Below are 10,981 nucleotides of genomic sequence, written 5' to 3'. Positions count from 1 at the left end.
AACTAACGCTTAGTTTAGTTGCCCGAATAGCTCAGTCGGTAGAGCAGAGGATTGAAAATCCTCGTGTCCCTGGTTCGATTCCGGGTTCGGGCACCACCATTCGCCGGCATAGCTCAGTTGGTAGAGCAACTGACTTGTAATCAGTAGGTCCCGAGTTCGACTCTTGGTGCCGGCACCATAAAAAACAAAAAAGCCACTCAATGAGTGGCTTTTTTGTTTCTGAGATTTGGATTAGTTCAAACTCCTTCAATGTTCAATGCAAGTACATTACGACTAACCAGCTATCAATCATTTACACAGTGCTTAAGTTCGGTTCTTGAGCATGGCGCCATATAAACAAAATACTGATTAACAGCTTAGTCCTTAGCACTGCGAATATTTAAAATTCCCAGTCATCCACTGCCGTTTTACTCATTTATCCCACGACTAAATCGAATTAACCCATTGATAGTTCGACTAAGTAAACCATTCGCATCTCTATAAAGCCTTAATTAAGGCACTTTTTGTTTAATACTTGGTCAGTCGAATTAAAAGGGCTTGCACAGTGAAAGCGAGCACTATATGATACGCGCACTTCGAACGTATGGGGCGTTAAGCACTCGGTTTGAAGTAGTTAACTAACGCTTAGTTTAGTTGCCCGAATAGCTCAGTCGGTAGAGCAGAGGATTGAAAATCCTCGTGTCCCTGGTTCGATTCCGGGTTCGGGCACCACCATTCGCCGGCATAGCTCAGTTGGTAGAGCAACTGACTTGTAATCAGTAGGTCCCGAGTTCGACTCTTGGTGCCGGCACCATAAAAAAACAAAAAAGCCACTCAATGAGTGGCTTTTTTGTATCCGTATTTTGAACCTGAATTTTGAGTAAAAGTCACAGCATCGACAGCCCTGAACAACTGACTTACTCTCGATAATCACAGTCGTTCCCAAACTCCACTCTTAGTGCTGGCACCATTAAAAACAACGAAGCCACTCGATGAGTGGCTTTTTGTTTCTGTCATTTTAGCAATTTACTTTATCTGCTCATGCACTATCGGCCTATCCCCCGCCTGCACTTGATGTTGTAAGTGTCGCCATCCATGGGTTAATTCATTTAGCGGTACTTTTCGTTCTGGGAACTGTGCAGACAATTTATCAATAATATCAATTTGTTGTTTGCACAATAAAGACCAACGGTCAGCATTAGATAGGTACATGGCGTTTTCCTTAACTGAAGTAGTACATTTCCTGAGCAATTTAAGACTATGCCAAAATCATTCCTTTGCCAAATTAAAATTGCGTGTTAGCGCACTGTTAAAAGCAATAACTCCAGAGTATCTTTGTCCTATAAACATAAGAGAGGAGGCATTATGACAGCCACTATTTTAAAGCTCGTTTTTATCGCGATTGGTTTGTTTCTGGTTTATAAACTGATCTTTGCAGGTAAGAAGGGACTGACTATTTTTGAAATGCATTTTAAAGATGGTCGCATGACTCAACATAAAGGCAAAATCCCCGAGCGTTTCGAACGCGAATGTCGTCAGTTGGCCAAAGCGGAAAAGCTGACTTGCACTATTAGAGCAGAAAAAAACTCCGGCGTGCGCCTGCATATTTCTGCCAATGTGAATGACAACCTACAGCAGCGGATCCGTAACCAATTTCCCTTTGAGTATTACGATAAAAAGGCGGTCGACAATAGTCGCCAAGCGGGTTAATCCTTCTAACGTTCAGCCCTTATTTTTCAGTAAGGGCTGAAAACATCGCCCTCTCGCTAGATTTACCCAACGTTTGTATTTAAGCCAGCTCTAGAATTTAAACCTACTTGGCTCTAGTCGTCCATCTTCACGGGCATCACGAACGCGGCGCTCATTATCCTGCACCATAGGATCGCTTGTTGGTTGATTAGGGTCGACTTGCTCATCTGACTGACCTTCAAATTGAAAATCGATATTCGAACAGGCCGTTAAAGACAGACTTACGAATACCAGCATTAACATCCAATAATTTTTCATCGACTTAGCCATGCAGGATTGAAGTGTTTTGTCAGCCTACTGTAATAAACGAAAAATTATTAGTTAGGCTATACCGTTAATGCTTTTGGATCACTAAAGTCACTTTGGCGACAGTGACGCCCCATTTACTAATATCGCTTTGGTTAATAATGGTATTGTCGTTCACTAAGTACATCCAATCATCAAAGTGCACTTGGTATTCATCACCCTCGACGGGCAGTAGCATATCGTAGCGCCAACGCAGCGCACTGCCGCTCGCCTCCCCTTCCGCAGTACCGATAATATCGTCAGCCGTGCCAGTGTATTGCCCTTCCCCTTGGGATTGAATGCGCCAAATGCGAGTTTGGGTTTCACCATCATCATAGACAAACCACTCTTTGATGGTGCCCTCCGCCCCCTGCCAACTCGCCTCCATGGTGACATTAAACCGACGTATCACTTTGCCACTGAAGTTCTCAACAATGCCCGATGCCTTAAGCGGGCCATTAAAGAAGCTTTCTAACACTAAGGGGGGATTAGTATCTCGATAGTCACTCACATCGACGCTGGAGCAGCTCGTCAAAAGACTGGCCATCAACAACCCCAAGACAACAGGCTTACCCCAGTTAAGCTTTAGCAATCGCATGATTTTTCTCCTAATAATTGCGCCCTTAAGGTTGGCCTGCTGGTATTGGTCGATAACCAAATCGCCAGAAATGCTTCGGCTAATTTGGGCTCTTCGATAACGCCAAGCGGCTGACCATTGAAAAAGAACTGACTGCGCTGCGCATCGATGAGTTTGAAACTTAAATGATCGCCGGGCACAACATTAGGCCAAATTCCCTTGAGTAATTGCAGCCAATTGGCAATTTCATCCTGGGTGTAGCCTAAGTGTCGCCACTGATCTGCCGTCGCCTCTAACAGATCATTCGCCTCAATATCACGATAATATTCAATGTCTAATAACTGCGGATAAATCCCACTCTGGTATTTCCCCGTAGTAGTCATCAGTTTGGCTTTATAGACATTAAACCAGAGCCAATCCATCTCACCTCGACCAACCTCAACCAGCCCTGAGGTCATAGTCTTTTCGATGGCCGCTGGCGTGGCGCTATATCCTGCGACTGGCAGCATTAATCCAAACAGGGCGCCGAGATATCGCTTTTTTAACAACATCACTGACAATATGGATGAAGGATGAGACATCAGATTTCTCCAGCAAGACAAGGATTAACGACGATATAACGCGCCTAGATAGTTCATCCCATAGACCTATGGCTGCGCGAGAGTTTGATAAAAAGAGGCAATAACACAGCCCAAATAATCGCGAGAAACACCGCAGAAACGCCCTCACCATAGGGAAGGCTCACGGCATAAAATGCGGCTCCAGCCAAGTAACTCAGGCTGCCGAAGATTGCCCCTAAAATGGCTTGTAATACCATCGCAAAGGCACGGATAAGCTTAAGGCTATGCTGCAAACTCACCGCAAAATGCAACCAGAGACACGCCAACCAAGCGGGAAAAACGGAAAATTCAAATACACCTGCCAACGTAAGCAGGCTATCAACCGCCATACCGAGTAACCCAATCTTAAGCATTGTGCTTAAGTCCCGAGGGATAGCAGCGGCGGTTTCCACTCGCGGCAGTAATATAAAATGCAGCACTAACAAAGGGATACTCAGTAACAGCGCGCGATTGCCAAACAACACGCCAGTCCACCAAACACACTGAAAACTCAAGGCGTTATAGAGTATAAAGCCCTGATATTTTGAGATATTGAGTATGTTTCCCGCCATAGAGGACATCTCATCACCACCTTAGTTACCGCTCACCGCATTCGGCAAACGGTAATCTGGGCGCACCGCAACCAAATGCACTGTGCTCGTGGTACGCTCTAAAAAGCCTCCTTCGCAATAGCTTAAGTAAAACTTCCACATGCGGATAAAATCGTCGCCATAGCCAAGGGCTTGCACTTGCTCAATGGCGCGGTCGAAATTGTTATGCCAGTCCCTCAGCGTCTTGGCATAATCGAGGCCCATATCATCAATCGACCACACCTGCATATCGGTGCGCTTGGCCAAGTGTCCAACCATTTGGTGAACCGAAGGCAAGCAACCGCCAGGGAAAATATATCGCTGAATAAAATCAACACCTTTGCGATAACTGTCGTAACGTTGATCGGCGATAGTGATAGCCTGCAATAACATGCGGCCATGGGGTTTGAGTAAGGACTCGAGCTTTTTAAAGAAGCCAGGCAGGTACTCATGGCCAACGGCTTCAATCATCTCGATAGACACTAGTCTGTCGTAGGTGCCGCCGAGATTACGGTAATCCTCAGTCAATAAGGTGATGCGATCGCTTAAGCCTTCCCGTTCGACTCGCGCTTTCGCGTAAGCATATTGCGCATCCGAAATCGTTGTGGTCGTCACGTGCACGCCATAATGCTTGGCGGCGTAAATGGCTAAGGCACCCCACCCCGTTCCGATTTCGAGTAAGGTCTGCCCAGGTTGTAGGTCGAGCCGCTCACAAATGGTTTTCAGTTTATGCAGCTGCGCCTGCTCTAGACTCGCTCCGCTATCGGGATAAAGAGCGCTGGAGTACAACATTTCGCGATCTAAAAACTGCTCATACAAGGCATTACCTAAGTCGTAATGGGCCAAGATATTACGTTTAGAACCCTGCTGTGAGTTGCGATTCAGCAAATGTTTCATACGGTTAACCGATCCAGTCAGCCAACCGAATTTCGCTTCAATCTTATCGAGCAAGGGCAGATTGCGGGCAAACAGCTGCACCACCTTAGTGAGATCCGGGCTAGTCCAATGACCTTGGATATAGCTTTCACCGGCGCCAATGGAGCCCGAAAACATCGCTTGGCGATAGAAGCTAGGATGCTTTACCACCAGGATGGCATGTAAATCACTGTGATGCTCACCAAAGCGATAGCTCTTGTCGCCCTCCACTAAGGTTAAACAGCCGTGGGGGAGATTTTCTAATGCTTTAAGCAGTAGCTTACGGGCCAGACTGTCAGGCAATTTTGCCGTAATAACAGAAGATTGCGATGCAGTGTTTTCCATTTTATTTCTCCACTTGGGCTGGATGTGGAACAAAAGGTACGCGCTTAAAGAACAGCTTTAACGCCTGCCAATAAATCCCGCCGAAAATTTTCAGCGTCATAAATGGAAAGCGAAACAACAAGGCGCGAAGGGATTGAGCATTGATAGCTTGGCGAGTCATCGACAGGCTGGCATTGAACAAACGCTTACCCGACTGATTCGGTAGATTCTCGATGCCAATGTTTAAGCGTTCAGCGGGCGGTTCAACATGCCATTGGTAGCGCATATCGAGGTTCATAAAAGGCGAAACGTGAAACACTTTATCCGTAGTTTTAGGGACGGATAAATCCACTAAATAACAGTGACGTTGGTCCCACGGGGTGTTACTCACTTCGGCAAGCATATATAGAGGCTGTTGTGCTTGATAACAAAAGTAAAAATTCACAGGGCTGAAATACACGCCAAAGTGGCGAATCTGCCCAACAAACAACACTCTGTCGCAAGGCTGGTGACCGCCTAACTCAGCAACTTGCTCAAGCACCCGCTGTTTAAGGGCATAGCTGCTTGGCTCGTTTATCTCAAGCTGTCGACTCTGGTTATCCTTAGTCGTAAAAGTGCAAAGGTAATCCTTGGGATTAAATCTGAGCAGAGCGCGCCGCTGACTGGCGAAACTGCGCCCCATGGCACTGATGCTATCGACTTCGTCTAAATCAATCGCCAGCAACGCCATTTGGTAGCTAAAGTGATGTTTTACTGGCGTATAGCGACTATGAGTCACGATGCCGTAGTAAATACCGCTATTGAGCTCACTCATAGCGTAACCCCAAAGTGAGCGCACACATCTAAGGCGCTGCGGACACCGTCTTCATGGAAGCCATTGTGCCAATAGGCGCCCGCAAAATGGGTATGGTTTTGTCCTGAGATTTCTTCCCGGCGCGCCTGCGCCTGCAAACTCTGCTCATTAAACACAGGGTGCGCATAGTTAAAACGGCGCAGAATTTTGGTTTCGTTAATCAGCTCTGTCTGGTTAAGCGTTACGCAAAAGGTTGGTGCGTCGCTTGGTAGGCGCTGCAGAATATTCATATTGTAAGTCACAGAGGCGGGGCGTTTTTGATTGCCATCCAAACGATAATTCCAGCTGGCCCACGCCGCCTTTCGCTTAGGTAAAAGGTTGGTATCTGTATGTAAAACCACCTCATTATTTTGATACTGCAAGTCACCCAGAATTGCTTTTTCGGCCGAGCTGGCATCGGTTAACATCTTAAGCGCTTGGTCGCTATGACAAGCGAGGACCACCTCATCGAATTCCTGCCACTCACCATTCACATAGAGTTTTACGCCGTCAGCATGGCGTTCGATGGCACTCACAGGGCTGTTTAAATACAGACTGTCTTTAAAAGGGGCAATTAAATCCGGAATATAACTGCGTGAGCCGCCCTTAAGCACATACCATTGCGGTCTGTTACTGACGTTTAATAAGCCATGGTGCTCAAAGAAACGGATAAAGAAGCGCAGCGAAAAGGCGCGCATATCCTCGATGCTCGATGACCAAATTGCCGCGCCCATGGGCAAAATATAATGTTCGGCAAAAAAGTGAGAAAACTGTTCGCGGTCGAGAAACTCACCCAAGTTGCCAGCGGGGTAATTATCCTGCTGATAAATCGCCTTGCAGCTTTTATTAAAACGCACAATTTCATTTAAAAAGGCCCAAAAGCGTGGATTCAGGAGGTTACGCTTTTGGGCAAACAAACTGGCAACGTTATGGCCATTGTACTCAAGCCCCGTTAGGGCGTTGTGCACACTAAAACTCATTTCGGTCGGCAAAATACTGACATTTAAGCGGGCTAGCAGCCGCTCAAAACGGGGATAGGTTCGGTCGTTAAACACGATAAAACCAGTGTCTATCGCATAGTGTTTACCAAGATGCTCCACATCCACGGTCGCGGTATGGCCGCCTATATAGTCATTGGCCTCAAACACAGTAACCTTGTGGGATTGGCTGAGTAGATAGCCACAGGTCAGCCCTGAAATTCCCGTCCCTACAATGGCAATATTTTTCATCGTCCTGCATCCTTAAGCGCCCTTGGCTGGTTATACCGTTGGATCATTTTTGCCAAACCAAGGCTGGTAGAAATGACATCAATTTCAATAAATAAGTAAATCGTTTGGGGAAATGGATCTCGGTTACGCCGCGCGAGAGCCCACGGCGAATTGCCGTTGACGCCGCCTTTACATCGACTTGCATCGGCATGGCAAAATCATTCTTGGCCGTTAGAGGCGTCGCCACAAAACCTGGGCAAATCACACTCACAGAGATCCCGTGTTGAGCAAGGTCGAGCCTCAGGCTAGCGGCTAAGTACTGCACGCCCGCCTTAGAAGCGCCATAGGCCTCCGCACGGGGAAAGGCTAAATACGTCGCGCTCGAACTCATCAGTGCCAAGCGCGCGCCTCTTGGCATTAAAGGTAAAAACGCGCCGAGACAGTAGCCCATGGCTATTAGATTGGTGTGCACGACACGCTCAAACAATCTGTCGTCGAAGTGTTTAGCGTCATCGATATACTCGCAGCCACCGGCATTGAGGATCACTAAATCCAGCTGACAGGCGCACTGAGTCAGTAAATCTTTGATAAGGAGAGCATTCTCTTGGACTTGGCTACGCTCATTAATATCAAAGCTGATACAAGTCGCCCCAATCAGCACGGTTTCGGCAAGGGCATCGAGCTTAGCTTTGTCTCGCCCGCAGGCAATCACATGCCAACCAGCGGCGAGATAATCCTTGGCTAATTGCAGCCCAATACCCGAGCTTGCCCCTGTGATCAGCACAGTGTTGATTTTGTGGATCTGCACAGAGGTCATCACTTTGCCGCCCTGTCTTTAAGTAGGCGAATCAGACCGCCCATGCAGGGCAAATGCTCATACAGCATTTGCCCTAAGTCGAAATAATCCCGATGAAAGTAAATCCGCTGATGAAACTTAAGCTGACTCATACCATCGACTCGGATGAGTTCGCCCTTGTTTAACTTGGGATGGCGATATTGCATCTGCCAAAATAGCGAAGCTTGAGAGTCATCTTGCAATACTTCTTTGATTTCAAAGTGAATGTAGCCAACGTTTTTGTAGAGTTTGGCAAAATACTCAGTCAAGGCAGTTAAACCATTCACTTGATGCATAGGATCGATAAAACAAATATTGTCATCGTAGATCTGAGCCAACAGATGCAGATTGTCCTTGTTTAATGCTTGATAGAGCGCGATAAACTCATCAACCACACCGCTCTGTTCAATCTTCGCTTGGTTTATCATCCAGATAACTCCCTAAGGGATAAGTTGTAAGGTTGAGCCTATGGCCTAGGCCTTTTTCAGCACCCCAAGTACCGCCAGCGCCCTCGCCCTTGCCGCATTGTGCTCCACAATCGCATAGGGATAAGCCGAGTCAGACTCCAGCGTTGGCGCCTCAAACAACGAAGGCGTTTTTTGCATATTGGGTTGGTGCAAACGCTTGATTCCCCAAGATGCCAGCTCTGGTAAGTACTTACGGATAAAGCTGCCATCTGGATCAAACTTTTCGCTCTGGCTGATAGGATTAAAAATGCGGAAATAGGGCTGGGCATCGCAGCCACAGCCCGCCGACCATTGCCAGCCACCGTTATTAGCCGCCAGATCGCCATCGATAAGATGCTGTCGGAAGTAACGCTCCCCCCAGCGCCAATCGATAAGCAAGTGTTTAGTTAAAAAGCTCGCCACCACCATACGCAACCGATTGTGCATCCAGCCGGTTTGATTAAGCTGGCGCATCGCCGCATCTACAATCGGGTAACCCGTTTTGCCCTCGCACCACGCCAAAAACTCAGCTTGGTTGTTGCGCCACTGCACATGGTCGGCCTGACGATTAAAGTTGTGCCCCTTGGATAAATCTGGAAAGGCGACTAACAAATGGCGATAAAACTCCCGCCAGATCAGCTCATTCAACCAGGTTCGCCCAGGGCTAGTATCATCGACAATCACCTCGGGAAAACGCCCAAGCAGCGCCGCGATACATTGCCTTGGGCTCAGCACGCCCAGCGCCAAATAAGGGGAGATAACACTGGTCCCCTCGAGAGCAGGAAAGTCCCTATCCTGTTTATAGTCTTGGGCTTTTTGCTGAATAAATGCGGTAAGAATACGTTTTGCCTGCCCCTCTCCCGCCGCCCATTGCTCGCTCGAGGTTAGCTTGCTAGTGAATGGGAAACGTTCTTTAAAACTGATTGGCTTTGGTTCAGGTAACATAGGGCCAAGCGGCGCAGGTACAGCAAGCGGCAAAATAGCGCATTTGGCGGCAACTTCTCGCCACTTGCGGCTAAAGGGCGTGAACACTTTATACATATCACCGCTTAAGTTAAGCACAGTACCCGGCGGCAATAGGCAATGCTCGTCACTGAGCACCAAGGGAATACCCGCATCGAGACAGGCTTGGTCGCGCTTTTGCTCGTTGATTTCGGGTTCTTGCCCCGCAAACACCCGCTCAACGCCAAGATTTTCGCAGTAACTCGCTAAAAAAGCGGGCACCTCTTTAAAGCTATCGAGCTGAATAAGCTCAAATTCAATCCCTAGGCTTGCGAGTCCTTGGGCGAGCAAATTCACATGCCGCTGGATAAAATCAATCTGGATCGGCGCCATATCGTGGCTGAGCCACTGGCTCGGAGTCGCAATATAAATCGCTCTGAGTTTTGCGCTAGGCACTTGCCGCACCCAATCACAGGCGGCCGTCAGCGCTTGGTTATCCGTTAAACGCAGATCCTGACGAAACCACATCAACGCGTGCTTTGCAGCTGGGGGTTGATTATTGTTCATCGGCTTGCCCTCCTTGCTCCGCTTCGGCCGCATTTTTGTTCTTACGTAGCTGTTTCTTCTGTTGCTCTTTTGCCGCCGAAACTTGGCTAACCCATTCAGCCAAGTCTGGCGCCATAAACGCTGATAAGGCCGTGAGAGTCGGTGCAAAGGGGCCGATGAGATAACAGGAAAGTGGCATTTGCTCGAGCAAGCTTTGCAGCTCGAAGATTTTCGATGGTGGATGATTCGCCTCAGGCACTAGCAAGAGAGCGTCCACCTTGAGCCGATTATTGATAAGCCCAAGGCTTGTGGTGTCGAGTACACCAAGATGAATGACAGACACTCTTAACTCGGCCAGTTCTAAGCTTAAAACCAGGCTATATAAGCGATTAGTCATACTCAAGTTGCTTGTGCTTGAGTTGCTTATGCTTGAGTTGCTTACGCTAGAGTGAGTCATGTTCGAATGACCCGCGTGCTGCTCGGCCGTTTTTTGCCCTTGGATAGATGGCAAACACACGACACCGATTTGCGCCAAACTGGCCTGCCCGGCAAAACTGGCGCGCCCTCCGATGCGGCTGGCTAACTCGCTTTCTAACCATGCAAGCAACAGCTCGGCATCTAAACGAGGCTCAAGCAAAGCAGGTAACTGCGCCATCCAAGCCAGCAACAATTTTTGTTTCACTAATTGAAAGGGATATAAGCCAAGGGCTTCATCAAGGATTTGGTGCAGCTTTGGTTGATCCAGTTCAAACAGCGCGCTATTTAAAGCAGTGATCTGCTCCTGCCACAAATCCCCCTCTTGCAGTGTAGTATGGTCATCCTCGGTCGCACGAGCTGAACTCATCAGTAACGGTTTGACCTTACTGATGGCGACACCCTTGGCTAACCATGCATTGATCTCATGGATTTGTTGAATATTTTCAGGTGTGTATAACCTATGGCCCTTAGGCGTACGCGCAGGGATCACCAGCCCAAAGCGGCGCTGCCATGCTCTTAACGTTACCGCGTTAACCCCAGTCAGTAGCGACACTTCCCCGATCGGGAGTAGCTCGCGACTCTCGAGGTTTTCGGCCTCAACCTTTGAATCATGTTGTTTCATGTAAATTACTTAACTCGTTAATCTTAATGCATTATCTAATCGTTCAAGTGCGTAT

At 47.9% G+C, this 10,981-nt stretch carries 13 protein-coding genes and 4 tRNA genes; 5 read left to right on the top strand and 12 right to left on the bottom strand.

The annotated features are described in order from the left end of the window. Nucleotides 1–20: 20 nt before the first annotated feature. The 4 genes from CBX96_RS20475 (at nucleotide 21) to CBX96_RS20460 (ending at nucleotide 793) form a co-directional block, all read left to right on the top strand. Nucleotides 21–96 (top strand) — tRNA-Phe (locus CBX96_RS20475). Between the two features lie 6 nt (nucleotides 97–102). After that, nucleotides 103–178: transfer RNA gene (locus CBX96_RS20470), tRNA-Thr, on the top strand. 457 nt (nucleotides 179–635) lie between these two features. After that, nucleotides 636–711, top strand: a tRNA-Phe gene (locus CBX96_RS20465). Nucleotides 712–717: 6 nt separating this feature from the next. Further along, nucleotides 718–793: transfer RNA gene (locus CBX96_RS20460), tRNA-Thr, on the top strand. A 212-nt stretch (nucleotides 794–1,005) separates the two neighbouring features. On the opposite strand, the gene CBX96_RS20455 is transcribed toward CBX96_RS20460, so the two are convergent. After that, complete coding sequence (locus tag CBX96_RS20455; RefSeq protein ID WP_109287907.1) at nucleotides 1,006–1,191, bottom strand: hypothetical protein; 186 nt, start codon at nucleotides 1,189–1,191, stop codon at nucleotides 1,006–1,008. A 153-nt stretch (nucleotides 1,192–1,344) separates the two neighbouring features. On the opposite strand from CBX96_RS20455, the gene CBX96_RS20450 reads away from it, so the two are divergent. Beyond that, nucleotides 1,345–1,689 carry a DUF3634 family protein gene (locus CBX96_RS20450; RefSeq protein WP_011621963.1) on the top strand — a complete coding sequence of 115 codons (345 nt, stop codon included), beginning with the start codon at nucleotides 1,345–1,347 and terminating at the stop codon, nucleotides 1,687–1,689. 90 nt (nucleotides 1,690–1,779) lie between these two features. On the opposite strand, the gene CBX96_RS20445 is transcribed toward CBX96_RS20450, so the two are convergent. The 11 genes from CBX96_RS20445 to CBX96_RS20395 all read right to left on the bottom strand — a co-directional run bounded on the left by CBX96_RS20445 (nucleotide 1,780) and on the right by CBX96_RS20395 (nucleotide 10,926). Beyond that, the gene (locus CBX96_RS20445; RefSeq protein WP_109287906.1) at nucleotides 1,780–1,998 is read right to left on the bottom strand and encodes a hypothetical protein; all 219 of its coding nucleotides are present in this window, start codon (nucleotides 1,996–1,998) and stop codon (nucleotides 1,780–1,782) included. 64 nt (nucleotides 1,999–2,062) lie between these two features. Next, nucleotides 2,063–2,611 (bottom strand): DUF3833 domain-containing protein, encoded by a 549-nt coding sequence (locus CBX96_RS20440; protein ID WP_109287905.1) that lies wholly within the window; start codon nucleotides 2,609–2,611, stop codon nucleotides 2,063–2,065. Next, nucleotides 2,599–3,171, bottom strand: coding sequence for a chalcone isomerase family protein (locus CBX96_RS20435; RefSeq protein WP_109287904.1), 573 nt, complete (start codon nucleotides 3,169–3,171; stop codon nucleotides 2,599–2,601). The genes CBX96_RS20440 and CBX96_RS20435 overlap by 13 nt, the downstream gene beginning before the upstream one ends. 53 nt (nucleotides 3,172–3,224) lie before the next feature. Further along, nucleotides 3,225–3,761 carry a DUF2878 domain-containing protein gene (locus CBX96_RS20430; RefSeq protein ID WP_258295037.1) on the bottom strand — a complete coding sequence of 179 codons (537 nt, stop codon included), beginning with the start codon at nucleotides 3,759–3,761 and terminating at the stop codon, nucleotides 3,225–3,227. A 21-nt stretch (nucleotides 3,762–3,782) separates the two neighbouring features. Next, nucleotides 3,783–5,039: a cyclopropane-fatty-acyl-phospholipid synthase family protein gene (locus CBX96_RS20425; protein ID WP_109287902.1), complete on the bottom strand. Its 1,257-nt coding sequence runs from the start codon at nucleotides 5,037–5,039 to the stop codon at nucleotides 3,783–3,785. Between the two features lies 1 nt (nucleotide 5,040). After that, nucleotides 5,041–5,832: a DUF1365 domain-containing protein gene (locus tag CBX96_RS20420; RefSeq protein WP_109287901.1), complete on the bottom strand. Its 792-nt coding sequence runs from the start codon at nucleotides 5,830–5,832 to the stop codon at nucleotides 5,041–5,043. Next, a complete protein-coding gene (locus CBX96_RS20415) occupies nucleotides 5,829–7,079 on the bottom strand; it encodes an NAD(P)/FAD-dependent oxidoreductase (protein WP_109287900.1) in 1,251 nt (416 codons plus the stop codon). Before CBX96_RS20415 ends, CBX96_RS20420 begins: the two co-directional genes overlap by 4 nt. A 43-nt stretch (nucleotides 7,080–7,122) precedes the next feature. After that, nucleotides 7,123–7,875, bottom strand: coding sequence for an SDR family NAD(P)-dependent oxidoreductase (locus tag CBX96_RS20410; protein ID WP_109287899.1), 753 nt, complete (start codon nucleotides 7,873–7,875; stop codon nucleotides 7,123–7,125). After that, nucleotides 7,875–8,321: a nuclear transport factor 2 family protein gene (locus CBX96_RS20405; RefSeq protein WP_109287898.1), complete on the bottom strand. Its 447-nt coding sequence runs from the start codon at nucleotides 8,319–8,321 to the stop codon at nucleotides 7,875–7,877. The genes CBX96_RS20410 and CBX96_RS20405 overlap by 1 nt, the downstream gene beginning before the upstream one ends. 45 nt (nucleotides 8,322–8,366) lie before the next feature. Beyond that, nucleotides 8,367–9,848: a deoxyribodipyrimidine photo-lyase gene (phrB, locus tag CBX96_RS20400; protein ID WP_109287897.1), complete on the bottom strand. Its 1,482-nt coding sequence runs from the start codon at nucleotides 9,846–9,848 to the stop codon at nucleotides 8,367–8,369. Beyond that, a complete protein-coding gene (locus tag CBX96_RS20395; protein ID WP_109287896.1) occupies nucleotides 9,838–10,926 on the bottom strand; it encodes a MerR family transcriptional regulator in 1,089 nt (362 codons plus the stop codon). The genes phrB and CBX96_RS20395 overlap by 11 nt, the downstream gene beginning before the upstream one ends. Nucleotides 10,927–10,981 lie beyond the last annotated feature (55 nt).

The organism is Shewanella sp. BC20 (genome assembly GCF_003129585.1).
GTDB classification, from domain to species: domain Bacteria; phylum Pseudomonadota; class Gammaproteobacteria; order Enterobacterales; family Shewanellaceae; genus Shewanella; species Shewanella seohaensis.
The sequence above is the reverse complement of the archived record's forward strand: the minus strand, read 5'-3'. Positions and strand labels throughout refer to the sequence as shown.

Bases quoted from the DNA above. Each gene is read 5' to 3' on its own strand.
- CBX96_RS20455 (WP_109287907.1), bottom strand. From the start codon at position 1,191: ATGTACCTATCTAATGCTGACCGTTGGTCTTTATTGTGCAAACAACAA.
- CBX96_RS20450 (WP_011621963.1), top strand. From the start codon at position 1,345: ATGACAGCCACTATTTTAAAGCTCGTTTTTATCGCGATTGGTTTGTTT.
- CBX96_RS20445 (WP_109287906.1), bottom strand. From the start codon at position 1,998: ATGGCTAAGTCGATGAAAAATTATTGGATGTTAATGCTGGTATTCGTA.
- CBX96_RS20440 (WP_109287905.1), bottom strand. From the start codon at position 2,611: ATGCGATTGCTAAAGCTTAACTGGGGTAAGCCTGTTGTCTTGGGGTTG.
- CBX96_RS20435 (WP_109287904.1), bottom strand. From the start codon at position 3,171: ATGTCTCATCCTTCATCCATATTGTCAGTGATGTTGTTAAAAAAGCGA.
- CBX96_RS20430 (WP_258295037.1), bottom strand. From the start codon at position 3,761: ATGGCGGGAAACATACTCAATATCTCAAAATATCAGGGCTTTATACTC.
- CBX96_RS20425 (WP_109287902.1), bottom strand. From the start codon at position 5,039: ATGGAAAACACTGCATCGCAATCTTCTGTTATTACGGCAAAATTGCCT.
- CBX96_RS20420 (WP_109287901.1), bottom strand. From the start codon at position 5,832: ATGAGTGAGCTCAATAGCGGTATTTACTACGGCATCGTGACTCATAGT.
- CBX96_RS20415 (WP_109287900.1), bottom strand. From the start codon at position 7,079: ATGAAAAATATTGCCATTGTAGGGACGGGAATTTCAGGGCTGACCTGT.
- CBX96_RS20410 (WP_109287899.1), bottom strand. From the start codon at position 7,875: ATGACCTCTGTGCAGATCCACAAAATCAACACTGTGCTGATCACAGGG.
- CBX96_RS20405 (WP_109287898.1), bottom strand. From the start codon at position 8,321: ATGATAAACCAAGCGAAGATTGAACAGAGCGGTGTGGTTGATGAGTTT.
- phrB (WP_109287897.1), bottom strand. From the start codon at position 9,848: ATGAACAATAATCAACCCCCAGCTGCAAAGCACGCGTTGATGTGGTTT.
- CBX96_RS20395 (WP_109287896.1), bottom strand. From the start codon at position 10,926: ATGAAACAACATGATTCAAAGGTTGAGGCCGAAAACCTCGAGAGTCGC.